This window comes from Leucobacter exalbidus (assembly GCF_017834145.1).
Classification (GTDB): domain Bacteria; phylum Actinomycetota; class Actinomycetes; order Actinomycetales; family Microbacteriaceae; genus Leucobacter; species Leucobacter exalbidus.
Genome location: NZ_JAFIDA010000001.1, coordinates 883,277 through 905,531, shown reverse-complemented (window position 1 = coordinate 905,531; position 22,255 = coordinate 883,277). Strand labels below are relative to the sequence as shown.

Sequence of the window (22,255 nt, the reverse complement as noted above, 5' to 3'; positions counted from 1 at the left end):
TCAGCCGCGCAGCGCGCGCTCCAGCAGCTCGACATCGTGCTCGGTGTTCCAGAGGTGGAACGCTATGCGCGCGTTCCCTGAACGGCCAGAGGCGGTAATGCCGGCTGACTGCATCGCGGCGAGATCGGTGCCTGCGGCGTCGGCCCAGGTGACGATCGCCGAGTCGCCGGCGGGTAGGCCCAGCACAGCGCGTGCGGTATTGGCGAGCCCCACATCGTGGGCCTGCACCGCCTCGAGGTCGAGTGACGCAAAGAACTCGAGCGCGGCAACCGTGCCACCCACCACGGGCCAGGCGGGGGAGAGGTCGAACCGCCCAGCCCCTGCGGCCAGCGGGGTGTGCCCGGCGTAACACGACTCCCACACGTTATCGGCCGAGTACCAACCGGCCGCAATGGGTACGAGTGACTCGATGAGCTCCTCGCGCACGGTGAGAAACGCGGTGCCGCGGGGCGCGCACAACCACTTATAGGCGTGGCAGACGGTGTAATCGAACTGCGAAGCCGGCACCGGCAGCCAGCCCATGCTTTGCGTGAGGTCGGCGAGCGTGCGCGCCCCCACTCGCTGGGCGGCCGCAGCAATCTCGAGGTGGGGCGCCACATCTCCGCTCGCCGATTGCACCAGGGAGTAGGCCACGAGTGCGGTGCCTTCGGTGATCGCCTGTGCAAGCGTGGCCAACGGGGCGTACCTCACGCGCACGCCGCGATGACGCTGCTGTTCAAAGGGGTGGGTGAGCGACGAGAAATCGCCCTCGGCGCACAGCACTTCTGCGCCATCGGGCAGGCTGGCGGCAATCACCGACACAAGCTGCGAGGTCTGCGAAGCGACCGCGACGAGGTGCGCGGGCACCCCGGCGATGCGCGCAAACGCCGTGCGGCAGGCCTCGACCTGCGCGCCCACGGCAAGCGCGTCGAGGTTGCCGGTGGCCCACTGCTCGGTAAACGCCGTCATCGCCGAGATCGTGTCGCGTGTGGGCACCCCAGCGGTGCAGGCCGAAAGATACCCGGGATGCGCCGAGAACTGGCCCCGTGCGGCGGCAAACGGGGCGATAGCGTGCGCGATGGTGCTCATAGTGCGAGCCTAGGAGCCCGCGATGCATAATGAAACAGAATCATTCTTATCAATAGTTCACAAATAATTATGCATCGCGTAGAATGTTTCCCATGACCACCCTTCGCAGCGCCGACCCGCTCGGGTCAATCGATTCCACCGAACTTCGCATCTTGCACGCGCTCGCCACCACGGGCTCGCTCACGGCGGCCGCGGCAAGCCTCAACCTCAGCCAGCCGGCGGTGAGCCAGCGCATCAAGCGCGTGGAATCTCGCCTCGGTGTGCCGCTCATCGAGCGCAGCGGGCGCGGTATTCGCCTCACCACCGCGGGCACGATCCTCGCCGATCACGGCCGCACCGTCGTCGCAGAAATTGATGCCGCACTCGCGGCCATCGACGATCTGCGCGGCGAACGGGCTGGCACACTACGGCTCGTGGGCTTCCCCTCGGCTTCAGCGACGCTCGTGCCCGACCTGATGCGCAGATTGTCAGAGCAGGCGCCTAACGTTGCGCTGCAGTACCGCGAAGCCGAGCCGCCCGAGGCCGCTTCCATGCTGCGCGACGGCGAAGTGGATTGCGCCCTCGTCTTTGACTACGCGGGGGCCGCTGGCCTGCCCGCGGGCAGCGCATTCCTGCCGCTATGGCGTGAAGAGGTGCACCTCGTCGTTTCAAGTGAGCGCGCCTGCGATCCCACGACGGGGCGCGTGAAGCTCGAAGACTTTGCCGCCGATCACTGGATCGCCGGGTGCGAGAAGTGCCGTGGGCACCTGCTCACCGCGGCCGGTGAAGCGGGCTTCGAGCCCGACATCATCCAAGAAACCGACAACGTGCCCGCGATGCTCGCCATGGCCGCTGCCGGTGGCGCAGTGGCGCTTGTCCCCGGCCTCGCGCTCGCGGCGGCACGCTCACTGCCCGACGACGCCCACGCGCTCGTGCTCGACCCCCCGCGCCACCGCACGATCGGCCTCGTCGCCATGGTGACGGCCAACGAGAGCCCGCAGGTGCGACTTGCGAAGCGCCTGTTCGCGGGCGTCGACGGCGCCAAGTGGGGGCTGGAGCCCATCGCGTGACCCAGCGCGCAGCTTCGCACACCGAGGCAACCGCTGCCGCGCACGGCGCGCTGCCGGGCAATGATCCGGTCGAAACGCTCGCGAGCCCCCGCATTCTCGCGCTGCAGCGGCGCACCATCATCGTGCTCAGCCTGTCCACCATTCTGGGTGGGTTGGGCGTGGGCGCGGCGCTCTCGGTGGGCGCGCTGCTGCTCGCCGAGGTGAGCGGCAACGACGCGATCTCGGGCCTCGCCTCGGCCGTATTTGGCGCGGGTGCCGCGGCCGCCGGGGTGCCGCTCGCACGCATCGCGATGCGTCACGGGCGCAGGCGTGCCCTCGTCACGGGCAGCATGCTCGCGTTCGTTGGCGCGCTCACCGCGATCTTGGGCGCCGCGATTGGCGTCTGGCCGGTGCTCGCTGTGGGCCTCGGGCTGATTGGTGTCGCGAGCGCGGTGCAGCTGTTGTCGCGCTTCACCGCCACCGACCTTGCCCCGACGCGTCGCCGCGCACGCGATCTGTCGTTTGTGGTGTGGATGATCACCGTGGGCGCGGTCATCGGCCCCAACCTCATCGGCCCGGGCGAGATCGTGGGCAACGCGATCGGTGTGCCTCCGCTCGCGGGGGTGTTCGTGTTCGCGAGCATCGCGCAGGCGCTCGCCACGGTGGTCAGCTGGGTGGGGCTGCGGCCAGATCCGCTGCTCACGGCGCGCAAACTGGCCGAACAGGCCGAACTGCAAGCCCCTGTTCCGAGCACCACCGACGCCGCCAGTGCGTCATCGGCAGGCATGTCGCCCCGCACCGCGCGCATTCAGATCACCGCCACAGCCACCCGCATCGCCCAGATCCTCACGATCGTAGTGATCGCGGTCGCCCAGATCTTGATGGTCGGCCTGATGGCAATGACCCCGTTGCATCTGATGCACACCGGCGGCACCGCCGAGGTAGTGGGGCTCACCTTGAGCCTGCACATCGCCGGCATGTACGCCCTGTCACCCGTGTTTGGGTACCTCACCAACAAGTTGGGGCGGCTCCCCACCATCGCAGTCGGCATCGCGCTGCTGTCTGCCGCGGTCTGGCTGGCCTATATTTCGGGCCCGTCACACCTCACCGTGCAGCTCGCACTGATCCTGCTGGGGCTGGGCTGGAGCGCCGTCACCGTCGCGGGGGCCGTGCTGCTCACCGATATCACCCCGGCAGAAGTGCGCCCCAAGTGGCAGGGGCTGTCTGACACCTGCATGAGCGCGGCGGGCGCGATCTCGGGCGCACTCGCCGGCGTCGCCTTCGCCATCGGTGATTTCTCACTGCTCGCGATCATCGCGGGCCTCGTGCTCGTCGGCGGAGCCGTGGTCGCACTGTGGCTCGCCCTGACGATTTCACGATCCCGCGAAAATTCATAAGCTCCCTGGCTGATGCGCAGCCGACTCCTACCATCAACGACTAGACTGGACAAGATGTCTGAGACTGCCTCCTCCCTGTTTTCCACCGCGACCGGTTCTGATGTTCGCGTACGCTTCTGCCCGTCACCCACGGGCACTCCCCACGTTGGTATGGTGCGCACCGCACTGTTCAACTGGGCCTACGCCCGGCACACGGGCGGTACCTTCGTGTTCCGTATTGAGGACACCGACGCCGCACGTGATAGCGAGGAAAGCTACGGCCAGATCCTCGACTCGCTGCGCTGGCTCGGCCTCAACTGGGACGAGGGTATCGACGCTGGCGGATCTGACGGCCCATACCGTCAGTCGCAGCGCGGTGACATCTACCAGGGCGTGATCGAGCGCCTGCGCGAGGCGGGTCACCTCTACGAGAGCTACTCGACCTCTGAAGAGATCGACGCGCGTAACGAAGCGGCCGGCCGCCCCAAGCAGCTCGGCTACGACAACTTCGACCGCGACCTCACCGACGAGCAGCGCGCCGCATTCCGCGCCGAAGGCCGCGAGCCGGCCCTGCGCTTCCGCGTGCCCGCTGTCGATCTTTCCTTCACCGACGTGGTGCGCGGCGACATTACGTTCCCCGCAGGCTCCACCATCGACTTCGTAGTGGTACGCCCCAACGGTGCACCGCTCTACACGCTCGTCAACCCCGTTGACGACGCCCTCATGGGGATCACCCACGTGCTGCGCGGCGAAGACCTGCTCTCGTCGACGCCCCGCCAGATCGCGCTGTACCACGCGCTCATCGAGATCGGCGTTGCGAAGGCGATCCCGCAGTTTGGCCACCTGCCCTACGTGATGGGCGAAGGCAACAAGAAGCTTTCGAAGCGCGACCCCGAGTCGAACCTGCTGCACCACCGTGCACGCGGCTTCATTCCCGAGGGTCTGCTGAACTACCTGTCGCTGCTGGGCTGGTCCCTCGCTCCGGATCGCGACATCTTCACGAGCGATGAGATGATCGCCGCGTTCGACGCACACGACGTGAACCCCAACCCGGCTCGTTTCGACCAGAAGAAGGCCGACTCGATCAACGCAGACCACATCCGTCTGCTCACCGAAGAAGACTTCGGCACCCGCATTCTGCCCTACCTCATCGCGGGTGGCGTGCTTCCCGTCGAGCCCACGCAGGCGCAGCTTGAGATCGTACGCCAGGCCGTGCCGCTCGTGCAGAGCCGCGTCACCGTCTTGTCTGAGGTCAACGACATGCTCGGCTTCCTCTTCACCACGAGCGAGGCACTGAACTACGAGGCCGACGCGCTGAAGTCACTGAAGGGTGACGCCACGGCTGTGCTCGTTGCCGGTTCAGAGGCGCTCACCGCGCTGCCCGAAACCGAGTGGAACACCGAAGCCATTCAGGCCGCCCTGCAGGCTGCCCTGATCGACGGTCTCGGTTTGAAGCCGCGCGTCGCCTTCGGTCCGCTGCGCGTGGCCGCCTCGGGCCGCCGCGTCTCACCGCCGCTGTTCGAATCATTCGAGCTGCTCGGTAAGAGCGAGACGCTCGCGCGCCTCGCCAAGCTCACCGATTACTTGGCCGCCGAAACGGCAGCAGAAGAGGCCTAATCATGACGGCGGGTGCGAACGATCTTCCCATTGGGGTCGCCATCATCGGTGGCGGCCCCGCGGGGCTTTCGGCTGGACTGCAACTGGTGCGCGCCAATCGGCGCATCGCCATTCTCGACAGCAACCGCCCCCGCCATTCGGCGACCCTCGAATCACACGGGTTCTTGACCCGCGACGGCATCCCGCCGCTCGAGCTGCGCCGCATCGGTCGCGAGGAATTCGAAGCGTACCCGTCGGCGCAGTATGCGCAGGCCATCGTGAGATCGGTCGAACGACTCAGCGAAGCTGACGCGCACGCCGTCGGCTTCCCCGATGGCATCGGTTTTCGGGTGCACGGCACCGGGATCCGGGGCCAAGCAAACGCCGAGTTCATTGCGCGCCGCGTGCTCATTTCGGCCGGGCTCACCGAGCAGCTCCCGCAGCTGCCCATGATTCGCGCCTACTACGGCACCGCGCTGCACAGCTGCGTCGAGTGCGATGGATTTGAGAAGACCGATAAACCGCTCGTACTCATCGGTGAAACCTCAGATCTGTTCGCCCGGGCGCTGCTGATCAGCCGCTTCAGCTCAGACCTCATCGTGTTCACGAACGGGGCCGACACGATTCGCCCCGAGCAAGAAACACAGCTGAACGCGATCGGCATTCGTGTCGAGCGCCGCATCATCGACGACATCGTCGGTGAGAAGGCCGACATGACGGGTGTGCGCCTCGCAGACGGCGAAGTCATTGCCCGCGTAGGCGGCTTCGTGCGCCCGCGTTGGAACGCCCCCGTCGAATTCATGGGCGAGATCGAACTCGAACGTGACGACTGGGGACTCGTCGTCACCGATGAACGCGGCGAAACATCGGCCCGCGGCGTGTACGCCGTCGGCGACATTGTGCCGCCGGGCCCGCAGCAACTCATCATTGCCGCAGGCAACGGAGCACGCGTTGCTGCGAAGCTCAACATGGATATGATCCGGGGTGCACTCGGGGTCGGGATGATCGATGAGTAACACGACGGAGCGAACGATGGCGCAGCCAGCCGAATCCAGCACCCCCGAGGATTACCAAACCCCCGGAGCGCGCGCAGCCAGAAACGGCTCGCGCTACGCCATGATCTCAGCAATGTTCGTTGGCATCCTGCTGATTTCGAACGTCGTCGCCGTGAAGCCGATCGCGTTTGGGGCAATCACCCTCGGTGATCTGTCACTGCCGCTCGTATTCGACGGGGGAGTGTTCCTCTTTCCCCTCGCCTACGTGCTGGGCGATGTGCTCGCCGAGGTGTACGGGCTGAAGGCCTCGCGCCGCGCCATTTTCTCGGCGTTCGGTCTCGCACTCGTCGCTTCACTCACGATCTTCGTGGTGCAGATCTCGCCGGCCGCCGAGGGCTGGAATAACCAAGAAGCCTACGCCGCCGTGCTCGGGTTTGTGCCGCGCATCGTCGCCGCAAGCCTGATCGCGTTTCTCGCAGGTCAGCTCGTGAATGCGTGGGTGCTCGACCGCTTGCGCCAGCGTACCTCAGGCCGGTTCTTGCGCACGCGACTCATCGGCTCAACGATCGTCGGGCAGCTGATCGATACGCTGCTGTTTTGCACGATCGCGTTTGCCGGCATCATCACCGGCATCGATTTCGTGATGTACGTGGTGCTCGGCTACGTGGTGAAGGTGCTCGCCGAAGTAGTGCTGCTGCCGATCACGACCCGCGTGATCACGGCCGTGCGCACCGCAGAGCAGCGCTCGCTCGCGGCCTAAGCCGCAAGCGAGCGCCTCGCGCTAGCGAACTGACTGAGCCTGGCTGGCCTTTTCAGCCGCGGTGCGAGCAAACTCGACACCGTACTGGCGACCCAGCACCTCATCGCGCAGCTCAGCAAACGTGTCATCGATGATGCTGGCCCTGATGCGATCAACCAAGCGCACAATGTAGCGCTCGTTGTGAATCGTGGCGAGCGTCGACGCCAGCATTTCCTTCGCCTTGAACAGGTGATGCAGGTACGCACCGGTGTAGTTCTCGCAGGTGAAGCAATCGCACACGGGGTCAAGCGGCCCAAAGTTGCGTTTCTGCGCCGCTGCCTTGGCATTGATGCGGCCGCTGGGGGAGTACATGCTGCCACCGCGTGCCTGACGCGAGGGTGCGACACAGTCAAAGGTGTCGGCGCCAGCAGCGATCGCCGCAAACAAGTCATCGGGCTCTGAAATACCCAGCAGGTGACGGGGCTTGTTCTCGGGGAGCTCATCGCAAACCCAGCCGGTGATGGTGCCGAGCTCACTCTTCTCAAGCGCACCGCCAATACCAAAGCCGTCGAACGACTGGTCAGTTGCTTGCGCACCCGTCATCTGAGCGAGACCGCTGGCGGCCTGTCGACGCAGATCCTCATACTGGGCACCCTGCACCACTCCGAAGAGTGCCTGATAGGGGCGGTGCGCACGGTCATTCGTTTGAGCGGCGTGCTCATCGAGGCAGCGCACGGCCCAGCGGGCGGTACGCGCAACTGAATCCTCTTGATACGCGCGAGTGTTCAACAGCGTCGTGCACTCATCAAAAGCAAAGATGATGTCGGCGCCGAGCTGGTGCTGAATCTGCATCGACACCTCAGGGGTAAACCGATGCCGATCGCCGTTGATGAACGACTTAAACGTCACACCGTCTTCGTCGACGTGTGCCAGCCGCTCCTTGTTGCGGGCAATCACCTCGGCAGGGGCGTGCTCATGCTCGGTCATCGAGATGACCTTCTTGAATCCCACCCCCAGCGACATCACCTGGAACCCACCCGAGTCAGTAAAGGTCGGGCCGCTCCAGTTCATGAACTTGCCGAGCCCGCCGGCCTCATCGACGATGTCACTGCCGGGCTGCAAGAACAGGTGGTACGCATTCGCGAGCACAGCCTGGCCGCCCAGTTCGGTCACGGTGGCGGGAAGTAGGGACTTCACCGTCGCCTTCGTGCCGACAGGGATAAAAGCGGGGGTCTGGATATCTCCGTGCGGAGTATGGATGGTGCCCGTACGCCCGAGCGGCTGCTCGCTGCGGCCGAGAGTACCTCCGGTCTCGAGACGATTCTCGAGAGAGAAGGAGAAGTCGGCGGGCGATGGCGCGTGGGCGGGGTCTTGGCTCGTAGTCACAAGTCCATCTAAGCAGCACTGCACGGGAAGCCGCTTGAAGCCGACACGCCCGCGATGGTGGCGCGAGTTGCCCTCACACTGGCATCTGCGTATTGTTATCTCTTGTCGCTGCAACGCTGCCGGGCCGGAACAACAGTCCGGCTCATTAGCTTGCGCAAATACTTACTAGAAGTTGTGGTAAGTTAGACAGGTTGCTCTTCGGAAGGCTTTGGCTGGTACGGGGAGTGTCTGGTCCTTGAGAACTCAATAGTGTGCACTTAAATTGTCAAATGCCAATTTATTTAAACCCTTCCCGATCTTCGGATTGGTGGGGTTGTTTTGGACAAATTATATGAACGTCAGTAATGATGTTCGTTTTTGTCAGGTTGAACTCGCTCCGTTCAGGAACTTTTTCCGTTTCTGTGTGGGGCATGTAATTTTTTACGGAGAGTTTGATCCTGGCTCAGGACGAACGCTGGCGGCGTGCTTAACACATGCAAGTCGAACGCTGAAGCCCTAGCTTGCTGGGGTGGATGAGTGGCGAACGGGTGAGTAACACGTGAGTAACCTGCCCATCACTCTGGGATAAGCACTGGAAACGGTGTCTAATACTGGATATGCACAGCGGCCGCATGGTCAGTTGTGGGAAAGATTTATCGGTGATGGATGGACTCGCGGCCTATCAGCTTGTTGGTGAGGTAATGGCTCACCAAGGCGACGACGGGTAGCCGGCCTGAGAGGGTGATCGGCCACACTGGGACTGAGACACGGCCCAGACTCCTACGGGAGGCAGCAGTGGGGAATATTGCACAATGGGCGCAAGCCTGATGCAGCAACGCCGCGTGAGGGATGAAGGCCTTCGGGTTGTAAACCTCTTTTAGTAGGGAAGAAGCGAAAGTGACGGTACCTGCAGAAAAAGCACCGGCTAACTACGTGCCAGCAGCCGCGGTAATACGTAGGGTGCAAGCGTTGTCCGGAATTATTGGGCGTAAAGAGCTCGTAGGCGGCTTGTCGCGTCTGCTGTGAAAACCCGAGGCTCAACCTCGGGCTTGCAGTGGGTACGGGCAGGCTAGAGTGCGGTAGGGGAGATTGGAATTCCTGGTGTAGCGGTGGAATGCGCAGATATCAGGAGGAACACCGATGGCGAAGGCAGATCTCTGGGCCGCTACTGACGCTGAGGAGCGAAAGCATGGGGAGCGAACAGGATTAGATACCCTGGTAGTCCATGCCGTAAACGTTGGGAACTAGATGTAGGGCCTGTTCCACGGGTTCTGTGTCGTAGCTAACGCATTAAGTTCCCCGCCTGGGGAGTACGGCCGCAAGGCTAAAACTCAAAGGAATTGACGGGGGCCCGCACAAGCGGCGGAGCATGCGGATTAATTCGATGCAACGCGAAGAACCTTACCAAGGCTTGACATGTAGAAGAACGGGCGAGAGATCGTCAACTCTTTGGACACTTCTATACAGGTGGTGCATGGTTGTCGTCAGCTCGTGTCGTGAGATGTTCGGTTAAGTCCGGCAACGAGCGCAACCCTCGTCCTATGTTGCCAGCACGTAATGGTGGGAACTCATGGGATACTGCCGTGGTCAACACGGAGGAAGGTGGGGATGACGTCAAATCATCATGCCCCTTATGTCTTGGGCTTCACGCATGCTACAATGGCCGGTACAATGGGCTGCGATACCGCGAGGTGGAGCGAATCCCAAAAAGCCGGTCTCAGTTCGGATTGGGGTCTGCAACTCGACCCCATGAAGTCGGAGTCGCTAGTAATCGCAGATCAGCAACGCTGCGGTGAATACGTTCCCGGGCCTTGTACACACCGCCCGTCAAGTCATGAAAGTCGGTAACACCCGAAGCCGGTGGCCTAACCCCTTGTGGGAGGGAGCTGTCGAAGGTGGGACTGGTGATTAGGACTAAGTCGTAACAAGGTAGCCGTACCGGAAGGTGCGGCTGGATCACCTCCTTTCTAAGGAGCACTCAACAACATTGTTGTTGCAGAATGTTCAGGACATCACCGTACGTGTGATGCTGAACGCTCATGGGTGGAACATTCGACAAAGTAAACTTTGATTTGCTCGTCTGTGCAAGTACGCCAGGTCCTTTACGGGGCAGGGTTGGAAAGCGTGGGTGAGTGGGTTCTAGTTTCAAGACAGTGCATACTATTGGGTCCTGAAGGCCCAGCCAGCTGCTCCTGTATGGGGGTGGGTGTTTGGTTTCTTCGGGCCCTTCTGCGTCGCACTTGTTGGTGGCGTGGTTGGGATCGACCGTACGTTGAGAACTACACAGTGGACGCGAGCATCTAACAACAACCTACGGGTTGTTGTTGATACTAAATTTTTTTCATTGGTCGCATTATTTATAATGTGATTTTTTTGATACTTATGTGATTTCAAATCTTTAAGAGCAAACGGTGGATGCCTTGGCATCTGGAGCCGAAGAAGGACGTAGTAATCTGCGATAAGCCTCGGGGAGCCGATAAACGGGCTGTGATTCGAGGATTTCCGAATGGGGAAACCCCGCCAGGGCACTTGTGTACCTGGTGACTCCCGCCTGAATATATAGGGCGGGTAGAGGGAACGGGGGGAAGTGAAACATCTCAGTACCCCCAGGAAGAGAAAACAAAAGTGATTCCGGTAGTAGTGGCGAGCGAACCCGGATGAGGCTAAACCGGTCATGTGTGATACCCGGCAGGGGTTGCATGGTCGGGGTTGTGGGACTTGTTGGATGGGTCTGCCGGCCTGTCAACGTGAGAGTGAAGCTATAGGAGAACGACTTGGAATGGTCGACCGGAGTGGGTGAGAGTCCCGTATCCGAAATGGTTTTACCGCGTGATGAGTATCCCAAGTAGCACGGGGCCCGAGAAATCCCGTGTGAATCTGTCAGGACCACCTGATAAGCCTAAATACTTCCAGATGACCGATAGCGGACTAGTACCGTGAGGGAAAGGTGAAAAGTACCCCGGGAGGGGAGTGAAATAGTACCTGAAACCGTTTGCTTACAATCCGTCGGAGCTAGCTTGTTCTAGTGACGGCGTGCCTTTTGAAGAATGAGCCTGCGAGTTAGCGATATGTGGCGAGGTTAACCCGTGTGGGGTAGCCGTAGCGAAAGCGAGTCTGAATAGGGCGATTCAGTCGCATGTCCTAGACCCGAAGCGAAGTGATCTATCCATGGCCAGGTTGAAGCGCGTGTAAGAGCGCGTGGAGGACCGAACCCACTTAGGTTGAAAACTGAGGGGATGAGCTGTGGATAGGGGTGAAAGGCCAATCAAACTTCGTGATAGCTGGTTCTCTCCGAAATGCATTTAGGTGCAGCGTTGCGTGTTTCTTGCCGGAGGTAGAGCTACTGGATGGCCGATGGGCCCGAAAAGGTTACTGACGTCAGCTAAACTCCGAATGCCGGTAAGTGAGAGCGCAGCAGTGAGACTGTGGGGGATAAGCTTCATAGTCGAGAGGGAAACAACCCAGATCACCATCTAAGGTCCCAAAGCGCGTGCTAAGTGGAAAAGGATGTGGAGTTGCTGTGACAACCAGGAGGTTGGCTTAGAAGCAGCCACCCTTGAAAGAGTGCGTAATAGCTCACTGGTCAAGTGATTCCGCGCCGACAATGTAACGGGGCTCAAGCACGCCACCGAAGTTGTGGCATTTAACGTATAGACAAGCCTTTTGTGGTTCAGTCCGTTGGATGGGTAGGAGAGCGTCGTGTGGCCATTGAAGCGGCGGTGTGAACCAGCCGTGGAGGCTACACGAGTGAGAATGCAGGCATGAGTAGCGAAAGACGGGTGAGAAACCCGTCCTCCGGAAGACCAAGGGTTCCAGGGTCAAGCTAATCTTCCCTGGGTAAGTCGGGACCTAAGGCGAGGCCGACAGGCGTAGTCGATGGACAACGGGTTGATATTCCCGTACCGGCGGTAAACCGTCAAAGGCCTAACGAGTAGTGCTAAGCAAACCTAAGCTTGCATGGATCCTTCGGGTGATGTGTGGGTGGTGGCTGCGAACCCAAAGCTCGGGTGGTGAGCGTGAGGTGTGACGCAGGAAGGTAGCCTGTGCCGGGCGATGGTTGTCCCGGTGTAAGTATGTAGCCTGTTCCTTATTAATAGTTTGGGACATGAAGGGTGAGATACGATGCGGACCCTTTGGGGGAAGCAGGTGATCCTATGCTGCCTAGAAAAGCATCGACGTGAGGTTTGCTGTTGCCCGTACCCCAAACCGACTCAGGTGGTCAGGTAGAGAATACTCAGGAGATCGAGATAATCATGGTGAAGGAACTCGGCAAAATGCCCCCGTAACTTCGGGAGAAGGGGGGCCATCCGCTTATTAGACTTTACGTTGAAAGGGTGTGGTGGCCGCAGAGACCAGTGGGGAACGACTGTTTACTAAAAACACAGGTCCGTGCTAACACGCAAGTGGATGTATACGGACTGACGCCTGCCCGGTGCTGGAAGGTTAAGAGGAGAGGTTAGGACCTTTGGGTTCGAAGCTTTGAATTTAAGCCCCAGTAAACGGCGGTGGTAACTATAACCATCCTAAGGTAGCGAAATTCCTTGTCGGGTAAGTTCCGACCTGCACGAATGGCGTAACGATTCCCCAGCTGTCTCCACCGTGAACTCGGCGAAATTGCAATACGAGTAAAGATGCTCGTTACGCGCAGAAGGACGGAAAGACCCCGTGACCTTTACTACAGCTTGGTATTGGTGTTCGGTGTGGCCTGTGTAGGATAGGTGGGAGACTGTGAAGCTGTGACGCTAGTTATGGTGGAGTCGTTGTTGAAATACCACTCTGGTCATATTGGATATCTAACTATGGACCCTGATCGGGTTCTGGGACAGTGCCTGGTGGGTAGTTTAACTGGGGCGGTTGCCTCCTAAAGAGTAACGGAGGCGCCCAAAGGTTCCCTCAGCCTGGTTGGTAATCAGGTGGCGAGTGTAAGTGCACAAGGGAGCTTGACTGTGAGACTGACAGGTCGAGCAGGGACGAAAGTCGGGACTAGTGATCCGGCAGTGGCTTGTGGAAGCGCTGTCGCTCAACGGATAAAAGGTACCTCGGGGATAACAGGCTGATCTTGCCCAAGAGTCCATATCGACGGCATGGTTTGGCACCTCGATGTCGGCTCGTCGCATCCTGGGGCTGGAGTTGGTCCCAAGGGTTGGGCTGTTCGCCCATTAAAGCGGTACGCGAGCTGGGTTTAGAACGTCGTGAGACAGTTCGGTCCCTATCCTCTGCGCGCGTTGGAAATTTGAGAGGATCTGACCCTAGTACGAGAGGACCGGGTTGGACAGACCTCTGGTGTGCCAGTTGTTCTGCCAAGGGCATGGCTGGTTGGCTACGTTTGGGATGGATAACCGCTGAAAGCATCTAAGCGGGAAGCCGGCCTCGAGATGAGATTTCCGTACACCATTTGGTGTGTGAGGCTCCCAGTAGATTACTGGGTTGATAGGCCAGATGTGGAAGCCCGGTAACGGGTGGAGCTGACTGGTACTAATAAGCCGATGGTTTGATTTCTTCCCACTTGTTGGGCATAAGATCTGATTTTTGTGTAACGATTGTTCGCGTCTACTTTGTGGTTCCCAACGGACGGCCACACCCCCAAATCAAGGACACCGATGGTGTTCTAGGGTTTGGGTGTGGTTTGTATGTTGATAGAGTTACGGTGGTTATAGCATCAGGGAAACGCCCGGTCACATTCCGAACCCGGAAGCTAAGACTGATTGCGCCGATGGTACTGCACTCGGGAGGGTGTGGGAGAGTAGGTCACCGCCGGACACCTTTTCAATGAAGGGGTCGTTAGGATGTTCACGATTGAGTGAGCGTGTCCTGACGGCCCCTTTGTTTTACCTATCGCTACCATAGGTGGTACAACTACTTATGCTATTAGCGGTATGCGTAATTGCTGCCTTACGGAGTGCCCCCGGGAAGCGCCAAGGCGGCCCCCGGTAAGCTTAAGGAAGACAGACGGCCACCACCGAAAGTAGGACGCATATGGGTGCAATGACCAGCATGCTGCTAGTCGTTGCGCTTTGCGCTCTCTGCATTCACCCCGTCGTTACCCGAGTGGGCCCGCGCGCCTTCCTGCTGCTGGCCACCCTCATGGCGGGCATCTTCGCCTGGGTGCTGGCGCTGAGTATTCCCGTCTTCAACGGCGACGTGCTCACCGAAAGCTATCAGTGGGTGCCACAGCTCAGCATGACGCTCGGGCTACGCCTCGATGCGGTGAGCGCCATCTTCGCCCTGCTGGTCACCGGAGCGGGCTCGCTTGTACTGCTGTACTGCGCCTACTACTTCGAAGCGGGGGAGGCGGGCCTCGCTCGCTTCGCCGCCGTCTTCATGGGCTTCACCGCCTCCATGCTGGGCCTCGTGCTTTCTGACGACGTCTACCTGCTCTTCATCTTCTGGGAAGCGACCACGGTCTTCTCCTTCCTGCTCATCGGCCACGTGACCCGTTTGCGCACGGCCAACGCGGCCGCCCTGCAGGCGCTCATGGTCACCACCTTCGGTGGCCTCGCCATGCTCGTCGGCCTCGTGCTGCTCGTGCAGCAGACCGGCACCAGCTCACTCGTCGGCATCGTCGAAGCCGCGCCCACCGGCGCCGTCGCCACGACCGCGGTGTTCCTTGTGCTCGTCGGCGCGCTGTCGAAGTCGGCAATCTTCCCGTTCCACTTCTGGCTCCCCGGCGCCATGTCGGCCCCCACCCCGGTGAGCGCCTACCTGCACGCCGCAGCCATGGTGAAGGCCGGCGTCTACATGATCGCCAGGCTCGCCCCCGGGTTCGCCGACGTACCCGGCTTCAGAGTGACACTGGTCACCCTTGGCGCGATCACCATGATCGGCGGCGGCATTCGCGCGCTGCGCCAGTACGACATCAAACTGCTCGTCGCACACGGCACCGTCAGCCAACTCGGCCTGCTCGTGATGGTCATCGGCGTAGGCACACCCGCCACCACCTTTGCGGGTATCACCCTGCTCATCACGCACGCCGTGGCCAAGGCCCCGCTGTTCTTGACTGTCGGTGTTATCGACCATGCCACCGGCACGCGTGACCTGCGCGAGCTCAGCGGGCTCGGCAAATCATTGCCCGGGCTCACAATCATCGCAAGCATCGCCGTCGCCTCCATGGCCGGCCTCCCGCCATTCATCGGCTTCGTGGCCAAAGAAGCCGCCTTTACCGAGCTGCTCGACGACGGCCCGCTCGCAGTGACGGCGTTCTGGGTCGCCCTCGCGGGCAGCATTCTCACCGTGGCATACATGGGCCGATTCTTGTGGGGTGCCTTCTTCACGAAGCGCGGCGTACCCTCGTCGCTGATCCTGCACGCCCCGCCCCGCGGTATCTACATCGCACCCGCGATCTTCGCTACCGTCGCGCTGCTCTTCGGATTCATCTCACCGCTGCTTGACCGCTTGCTGCGCACCGGCTGGCCGAGCAACGCCGAGCACCTGGCGCTCTGGCACGGCTGGACCCCGGCACTGGCAGCCTCAGCCGTCGCCATCGGCGCGGGTACGCTGCTCAGCCTGGTGCTCGCGCGCCGTGGCCGGCCGCTGCCCGCACCCCCCGAGCGCTTCACCGCCTCGCACATCTACTGGGTGCTCACGCAGTGGCTCGACACGCTGGCGGTACGCACCACATCCATCACCCAACGTGGATCACTGCCGTTCTACCTCGCGGTCATTTTGATCGTGGCCTCTTGCACGATCGGCGGCGTCGCCATCTGGGGCGGGGCGTGGCCCAACGAGTACCAGTGGATCAGCTCACCCGTTGAAATTCCGATCGCGATCCTGATGATCACGGCCGCCTGCTTCGCACTGCGCGCACGCACCCGCTTCCAAGCGGTGGTGCTCGTGGGCGTCACCGGTTACGGTATGGCCGCGCTCTTCGCGACCCACGGGGCGCCCGACCTTGCGCTCACACAGGCACTGGTAGAGACGGTCACGATGATCGCCTTCGTACTGGTGATCCGGCGCCTGTCACAGCGCCTCAATATCACCGTGCGTCGCCCCGCGCGCTGGGCCCGCGCCGCGATCGGCATTGCCACTGGCCTCGCACTCGGGGCCGCAACCCTCATCGCGCTCGGTGCCCGCGTTGCCGACCCCATCTCGCTCGAGCTGCCCGATCTTGCGTACTTCGGCGGTCACGGCAGCAACGTTGTAAACGTGATGCTCGTCGACATTCGCGGCTGGGACACCCTGGGTGAGCTCTCGGTGATTCTTGCCGCGGCCACCGGTGTCGCCTCGCTCGTGTTCCTCAACACCCGCGCCGATCTGCGCCCCAAGATCACGCGCCGCGAGGCCCAAGGCTTCGCGCGCGACAACCTGCGCAGGGTTGCCGACCCCAACGATCCCGCACGCCGCACGCCGTGGCTGCTCGCGGGCCGCACGCTCGACCCCGCGAACCGCTCGATTTTGCTCGAGGTAGTGGTGCGCCTGCTGTTCCACGGCCTCATTATTCTCTCGATCTATCTGCTGCTCAGCGGCCACAATGGCCCGGGAGGCGGGTTCGCCGGTGGCCTCGTAGCTGGTCTCGCGCTCGTGGCCCGCTACCTGGCGGGCGGCCGCTACGAGCTCAGCACCACGGTGCCGCTTGACGCCGGTCGCATTCTCGGCGCGGGTCTCGCACTCGCGGTGACGATGGCGATCGTGCCCATGTTCTTTGGGCAGGCTGCGCTGGCCTCGAGCTGGATCGATGTCGACCTAGGCTGGTTCGGTTCGATTCCGCTCGTCACCTCGACGCTGTTCGACATCGGCGTGTATCTGGTGGTGTTCGGCCTGGTGCTTGACGTGCTGCGCAGCCTGGGCGCCGAAATCGACGAACACGAAGAACAAGACAATGCTGAACGTACCGAGGAGGCGATGGCCAAATGACCACACCACTCGTGCTCGTGATTGTCATGATGGTGCTGTTTGCGTGCGGCATTTATCTGATGCTCGACCGCACGCTCACGCGCGTGCTGCTCGGCTTTCTGCTCGTGGGTAACGGTGCAAACCTGCTCATCTTCTTGATGTCCGGATCATTTGGGCGCTCACCCATTGTGGGCGGCGGCGAAGGGGAGACGAGCGACCCGCTACCGCAGGCCTTTATCTTGACCGCGATCGTGATCACCTTCGGGGTGAGTGCCTTCTTGCTCGCCCTGATCTATCGCTCATGGCGCCTCGCGCAAGACCAGAGCGATACCGTGCGCGATGACGATTCCGATCTCGAAATCGGCACGAGCGACGCACTCGCCGGTGACGAGGTCACCGATGAAGACGTCGCCGAAACCCCCGAAACTTCTGACGACTCAGACGACACCGATACGACAGGCGGCGCGGCCGATTCCCCGCGCACCGCAGATGCCACCACGACTGGGAAGGAGCACGCATGATTGCGCTTGTCCCACTAATGGTGCTCGTGCCGCTCGCGTCAGCCGCCATCACGCTGGCGCTGCCGGGCCGTCGTCGCATTCAGCAGGGCATCACCCTCACCGCCCTGATCCTGACGGTGTTGATCGCGGGCACCCTGATGTGGCTCGTCGACATTCACGACGTGCTCGTGATGGAAGTGGGCGGCTGGGCAGCCCCGTTCGGCATCGCGCTGGTCGTCGACCGGGTCTCGGCACTCATGCTTGTGGTGTCGGCCGTGGTGCTGCTGGGCGTGTTTGTGTTCTCGATCGGGCAGGGCCTCGCCGACGGTGACGACGAGACTCCGGTGTCGATCTACTACCCGACCTACCTGGTGTTGGGCGCGGGTGTCTTCAACGCGTTTGTCGCTGGCGACCTCTTTAACCTCTACGTCGGTTTCGAGATTTTGCTGGTCTCAAGCTACGTGTTGATTACCCTCGGCGGCACCGGTCAGCGCATTCGCGCGGGCATCACCTACGTCGTGGTGTCACTCGTGTCATCGGTGCTGTTTCTCGTCACGATCGCACTGATCTACGGCGCAACGGGCACGGTCAACATGGCTCAGCTCACGCTGCGTATCGCTGAGCTGCCCAGCGAAGTGCAGCTGCTACTGAACCTGTCGCTGCTCATCGCCTTTGGGATTAAGGCCGCGGTGTTCCCGCTGTCATTCTGGCTCCCCGATTCGTATCCGACCGCACCAGCTCCTGTGACCGCGGTGTTTGCCGGGCTGCTCACCAAGGTGGGCGTCTACGCGATTATTCGCAGCCAAACGCAACTTTTCCCACAATCCAGCGTCGATAAAATATTGCTGGTGGTGGCGGGGCTCACCCTCATCGTGGGGATCTTGGGAGCGGTGTCTCAACTCGACGTGAAACGGTTGCTGTCGTTCACGCTCATTAGCCACATCGGGTTCATGATCTTCGGTATTGGCATGGCCAACGCCGCCGGGTTTGCCGCCACGATCTACTACATTGCGCACCACATTATTGTGCAGACCACCCTGTTCCTCGCGGTCGGTCTGATCGAGCGTGAGGGCGGCACCACGTCACTTGCTGAGCTGGGCGGTCTGATGCGACGCTCACCGGTGATCGCCGTGCTCTTCTTCATTCCGATGCTGAACCTGGGCGGCATCCCACCGTTCTCAGGCTTTATCGGCAAGGTCGGCCTGTTTACGGCCGGTGCCGAACTCGCCACCCCCGGTGCTTACTGGCTGATGGGCGTGGGCGCACTCGTGTCACTGCTCACCCTGTATGCGCTCGCGCGTGCGTGGGTGCTGGCGTTCTGGCGCCCGCGTCGCAGCGCCGTCGCAAAGGTCGTGCCGCCGACCACCGAAGCCATGGTGCTGCGCGTGCGCGAAGAAGCCATGATCGAGAAGCTGCAGGATGCGCCCGACGCCGGCCCCCTGCAAGAACGCAAAGATATTCCGCGGCTGATGATCGCCGCCACCACGGGGATGGTATGCGTGAGTATCGCACTTACCGTCTTCGCAGGCCCGCTGTACGCGTACGCAACGCGCGCCGGTGACTCGATGGCCAACCCCGGCAAACTCGTATCGATTGTGCTGGGGGATACCCCGGGGCAGCTCGGCGGTGGCAGTGGCGTGACCGAACCCGGGGGTGATGGTCATGAGTAAGCTGTCGCGCGCGAGTGCCCGGCGCATGGAATGGGCGGTGCGCGTACACGAGCTGCCGCTGATGGTGGGACTGGTGGCGCTGTGGGCGCTGATGTGGGGCGAACTTTCGCTCCTCTCAGTCGTCAGCGGCATCGTGGTCGCCATCGTCGTGATGCGACTGTTCTATCTGCCCCCGGTCGAGCTCGCTGGCCGCTTCAACCTGTGGTACGGGCTGAAGTTTCTGGGCTACTTCCTGTGGCACCTGGCGAAGGCCTCGTGGCAGGTCGCCTGGATCGCGGTGCGGCCCGGCCCGCCGCCGCCCGTGGCAATCATTGGTGCGCGACTGCACACCAAATCTGACTTCATCTTGACGGCCGTGGCCCTCACGATCTCGCTGATTCCCGGATCCTTCGTGGCCGACGTCGACCGCTTCGAATCGGTGCTGTACCTGCACGTGCTCAACACCCCCAGCCAGCGCGAAATTACCGCGATGCGCCGCGAGGTGCGCCGCATCGAGCGGCTGCTCGTGCTGACCTTTGGCAACCCGGGGCCGCAGGCCGACAGCGAGCGACAGGACACTGACCAATGAGCGTAACCATAATGGTGCTCGCGGTAATCGCGGGGATCGGGCTGTCGGCCACCGCGATGATGACCATCGTGCGCATCATCGCTGGCCCGACGCTGCTCGACCGCATGATCGCCTCTGATGTGCTGCTCACCACGCTGATGCTGGTGCTCGGGGTCGATATGGTGCTGCGCGGGCACACCGACTCCATCCCGCTGATGACGGCGATCGCGGCAACTGCCACCTTCGCGACCATCGTCGTCGCCCGCTACGTGCGCAGACAACGACCGACACCCGAAGCGTCGGCAGAACGGGGTGAACATGTCTGAACTGCTCAGTGACGGCAGCCCGCTCGCGAACATCATGGACATCGCCGCGATGGTGTGTTTGGTGCTGGCTGCGCTGTTGTCGGTGGCGGCCGGTATCGGGCTACTGCGATTTCCTGATGCGTTGAGCCGGCTGCACGCCGCCACCAAACCGCAGGTGTTCGGCCTGCTGCTCACGATCGCGGCAGTCGCCCTCGACGAGCGCTCCCTCGCGACGCTGGCAGCGCTCGTACCGGTGTTCGTATTCCAGTGCCTGACGGCCCCGATCGCGGCCCACATGGTCGGCCGTGCCGCCTACCGTGCCGGGCAGGTCGACGAAGCCACCATGGTGATTGACGAGCTCGGCCCCGCGATCGAACGCAGCGAATCGCTGTACCGATAAGGCGCACGCTGATCCGGATCAATGCATCAGGCCCCAGCTACCTCGCGAGGTAGCTGGGGCCTGATGCATGATCGGGTGGTTAGGCGTCGACCAGGTACCGGCTGTAGGCGGGCACGGTCAGGAACGTGGGGAACTGGTCGCCCAGGGCGACATCGGCGAACAGGTCAACCGCGTCGGCAAAGCGGTCACCGTCGTGGCGATCGAATGATGCGACCGCCTCAGTGACGAGGCCGCTCACCCACTCGGCCGTGATGAGGGTGCCCTCGGCCGTGCGCTGATCTTGGTTGATCCACTGCCAGATCTGCGAGCGGCTGATCTCTGCCGTCGCCGCATCTTCCATCAGGTTATCGATCGCAACCGCGCCGTTACCGCGCAGCCACGCCTCGATGTATCGCAGGCCAATCGAGACGTTCTCGCGCACCCCGGCCTCGGTGATATCGCGGCCGATGTGCACGTCGAGTAGATCACGCGCGGTGACGGTGACGTCGTCGCGCAGGCGATCGACCTGGTTGGGGCGGTCGCCCAGCACCGCATCGAACTCAGCCTGTGCCACCGGAATGAGATCGGGGTGCGCCACCCAGGTGCCGTCGAAGCCATCGGTGGCCTCGCGGCGCTTGTCGGCGGTGACCTTCTCGGCGGCTCGTGCCGTCACCTCGGGGTCGCGGCGGTTGGGAATGAAGGCGCTCATACCGCCAATCGCATATGCTCCGCGCTTGTGGCAGGTCTGCACCAGCAGCTCGGTGTAGGCGCGCATGAAGGGCACCGTCATCGTGACCTCGCTGCGGTCGGGAAGCACGAAGCGTGCGCCGCGGCCGCGGTAGTTCTTGATGATCGAGAAGATGTAATCCCAGCGGCCCGCGTTCAAGCCCGCGATGTGGTGGCGCATCACGTACAGGATCTCGTCCATCTCAAAGGCTGCGGGCAGCGTCTCGATGAGCACGGTGGCGCGAATCGTGCCGTGCGCCAGGCCAAGCGTCTGCTCGGTGAAGGTGAAGATGTCATCCCACAGCTTCGCCTCCTCGCTGGATTCGATCTTGGCGATGTAGAAGTAGGGGCCGCGGCCGCGGGCCACGAGCTCCTGCGCGTTGTGGAATGCGTAGAGGCCAAAGTCAACGAGGCTGCCTGAGGCGGCACCAGCCTGACCCTGAGGGTCGACATAGCGCAGGTGCTTCTCGACGAGGTGCCAGCCGCGGGGGCGCATCACAATCGTGGGGGTGCGCTCGGCGGTGACGCGATACTGCTTGCCCTCGGGGCTAGTGAACTCGAGCTGATCGCGAATCGCATCAAAGAGTGAGAGCTGGCCACCAATCACGTTCTGCCAGGTGGGGCTCGTCGCATCCTCTTGGTCGGCCAGCCAGACGCGGGCGCCAGAGTTCAAAGCGTTGATGGTCATCTTCGGGTCGGTGGGCCCGGTGATCTCTACGCGTCGGTCTTCGAGGCCGGGGCCTGCGCCGGCCACACGCCACGTGGTGTCCTCGCGGATCGCGCGGGTATCTTCGCGAAACTTGGGGTCGCGGCCGTTACCGATCTCGTAGCGGCGACGCTGGCGATCGGCCAGGCGCTCGTGACGCGAGGTCGCAAACCGGTCGTGGAGCGCAGTGACAAACGCGAGCGCCTCAGGGGAGAGGATCTCTTCACTGCGGGTGAAGGGGCGGCCCAGAATCTCGATGCGGGAAGCGGAGCTGGGTGCGAGGGTGGCGGGGCGCGACGGCGTGGCGGTCTGCGTGGCCGTCTGCGTGGCTTCGTTGAACACGGTGACTCCTGATGGATTGGACCCGAGGGTGAATCTTGCGGTGTAGTTCTATCCTGGGTCCCATCAGCGAGCAGAAACGTGAAA

Annotated in this window: 14 protein-coding genes and 3 rRNA genes; 14 read left to right on the top strand and 3 right to left on the bottom strand. The window is 62.1% G+C overall.

What is annotated here, in order from left to right; all coding sequences use genetic code 11:
- Nucleotides 1–1,068 (bottom strand): aminotransferase class V-fold PLP-dependent enzyme, encoded by a 1,068-nt coding sequence (locus JOF28_RS04145; protein WP_209704605.1) that lies wholly within the window; start codon nucleotides 1,066–1,068, stop codon nucleotides 1–3.
- Between the two features lie 92 nt (nucleotides 1,069–1,160).
- Here JOF28_RS04145 and JOF28_RS04140 point away from each other — a divergent pair, with 92 nt between their 5' ends.
- The 5 genes from JOF28_RS04140 to JOF28_RS04120 are packed head-to-tail and all read left to right on the top strand — an operon-like array spanning nucleotide 1,161 to nucleotide 6,823.
- Complete coding sequence (locus JOF28_RS04140; RefSeq protein ID WP_209704604.1) at nucleotides 1,161–2,117, top strand: LysR family transcriptional regulator; 957 nt, start codon at nucleotides 1,161–1,163, stop codon at nucleotides 2,115–2,117.
- Entirely contained in the window at nucleotides 2,114–3,493 is a 1,380-nt protein-coding gene (locus tag JOF28_RS04135; RefSeq protein WP_342452075.1) for an MFS transporter, read from the top strand. Before JOF28_RS04140 ends, JOF28_RS04135 begins: the two co-directional genes overlap by 4 nt.
- A gap of 54 nt (nucleotides 3,494–3,547) precedes the next feature.
- On the top strand, nucleotides 3,548–5,089 hold the full coding sequence (gene gltX / locus JOF28_RS04130) for a glutamate--tRNA ligase (protein ID WP_209704603.1): 1,542 nt from the start codon (nucleotides 3,548–3,550) through the stop codon (nucleotides 5,087–5,089).
- Between the two features lie 2 nt (nucleotides 5,090–5,091).
- Nucleotides 5,092–6,084: an NAD(P)/FAD-dependent oxidoreductase gene (locus tag JOF28_RS04125; protein WP_209704602.1), complete on the top strand. Its 993-nt coding sequence runs from the start codon at nucleotides 5,092–5,094 to the stop codon at nucleotides 6,082–6,084.
- The gene (locus JOF28_RS04120; protein ID WP_209704601.1) at nucleotides 6,077–6,823 is read left to right on the top strand and encodes a queuosine precursor transporter; all 747 of its coding nucleotides are present in this window, start codon (nucleotides 6,077–6,079) and stop codon (nucleotides 6,821–6,823) included. The genes JOF28_RS04125 and JOF28_RS04120 overlap by 8 nt, the downstream gene beginning before the upstream one ends.
- A 21-nt stretch (nucleotides 6,824–6,844) precedes the next feature.
- Here the strand turns inward: JOF28_RS04120 and tgt are convergent, their stop codons facing one another.
- A complete protein-coding gene (gene tgt, locus JOF28_RS04115; protein ID WP_209704600.1) occupies nucleotides 6,845–8,188 on the bottom strand; it encodes a tRNA guanosine(34) transglycosylase Tgt in 1,344 nt (447 codons plus the stop codon).
- 419 nt (nucleotides 8,189–8,607) lie between these two features.
- On the opposite strand from tgt, the gene JOF28_RS04110 reads away from it, so the two are divergent.
- The 9 genes from JOF28_RS04110 to mnhG all read left to right on the top strand — a co-directional run bounded on the left by JOF28_RS04110 (nucleotide 8,608) and on the right by mnhG (nucleotide 20,418).
- Nucleotides 8,608–10,134: ribosomal RNA gene (locus JOF28_RS04110) — 16S ribosomal RNA — on the top strand.
- A gap of 421 nt (nucleotides 10,135–10,555) precedes the next feature.
- Nucleotides 10,556–13,666 (top strand): 23S ribosomal RNA (locus JOF28_RS04105).
- 144 nt (nucleotides 13,667–13,810) lie between these two features.
- Nucleotides 13,811–13,927, top strand: a 5S ribosomal RNA gene (gene rrf / locus JOF28_RS04100).
- Together the 16S, 23S and 5S rRNA genes form the textbook arrangement of a ribosomal RNA operon.
- Before the next feature lie 216 nt (nucleotides 13,928–14,143).
- Nucleotides 14,144–17,017, top strand: a complete 2,874-nt coding sequence (locus tag JOF28_RS04095; RefSeq protein WP_209704599.1) for a Na+/H+ antiporter subunit A — start codon at nucleotides 14,144–14,146, stop codon at nucleotides 17,015–17,017.
- Entirely contained in the window at nucleotides 17,014–17,517 is a 504-nt protein-coding gene (locus tag JOF28_RS04090; protein ID WP_209704598.1) for a Na(+)/H(+) antiporter subunit C, read from the top strand. The genes JOF28_RS04095 and JOF28_RS04090 overlap by 4 nt, the downstream gene beginning before the upstream one ends.
- Nucleotides 17,514–19,166, top strand: a complete 1,653-nt coding sequence (locus JOF28_RS04085; RefSeq protein WP_209704597.1) for a Na+/H+ antiporter subunit D — start codon at nucleotides 17,514–17,516, stop codon at nucleotides 19,164–19,166. The genes JOF28_RS04090 and JOF28_RS04085 overlap by 4 nt, the downstream gene beginning before the upstream one ends.
- Nucleotides 19,159–19,734 (top strand): Na+/H+ antiporter subunit E, encoded by a 576-nt coding sequence (locus JOF28_RS04080; protein ID WP_245189861.1) that lies wholly within the window; start codon nucleotides 19,159–19,161, stop codon nucleotides 19,732–19,734. Before JOF28_RS04085 ends, JOF28_RS04080 begins: the two co-directional genes overlap by 8 nt.
- A complete protein-coding gene (locus JOF28_RS04075) occupies nucleotides 19,731–20,039 on the top strand; it encodes an MrpF/PhaF family protein (protein WP_209704595.1) in 309 nt (102 codons plus the stop codon). The genes JOF28_RS04080 and JOF28_RS04075 overlap by 4 nt, the downstream gene beginning before the upstream one ends.
- Complete coding sequence (mnhG, locus tag JOF28_RS04070; protein ID WP_209704594.1) at nucleotides 20,032–20,418, top strand: monovalent cation/H(+) antiporter subunit G; 387 nt, start codon at nucleotides 20,032–20,034, stop codon at nucleotides 20,416–20,418. The genes JOF28_RS04075 and mnhG overlap by 8 nt, the downstream gene beginning before the upstream one ends.
- A gap of 79 nt (nucleotides 20,419–20,497) precedes the next feature.
- On the opposite strand, the gene aceB is transcribed toward mnhG, so the two are convergent.
- Complete coding sequence (gene aceB, locus JOF28_RS04065; RefSeq protein ID WP_209706758.1) at nucleotides 20,498–22,087, bottom strand: malate synthase A; 1,590 nt, start codon at nucleotides 22,085–22,087, stop codon at nucleotides 20,498–20,500.
- Nucleotides 22,088–22,255: the final 168 nt, after the last annotated feature.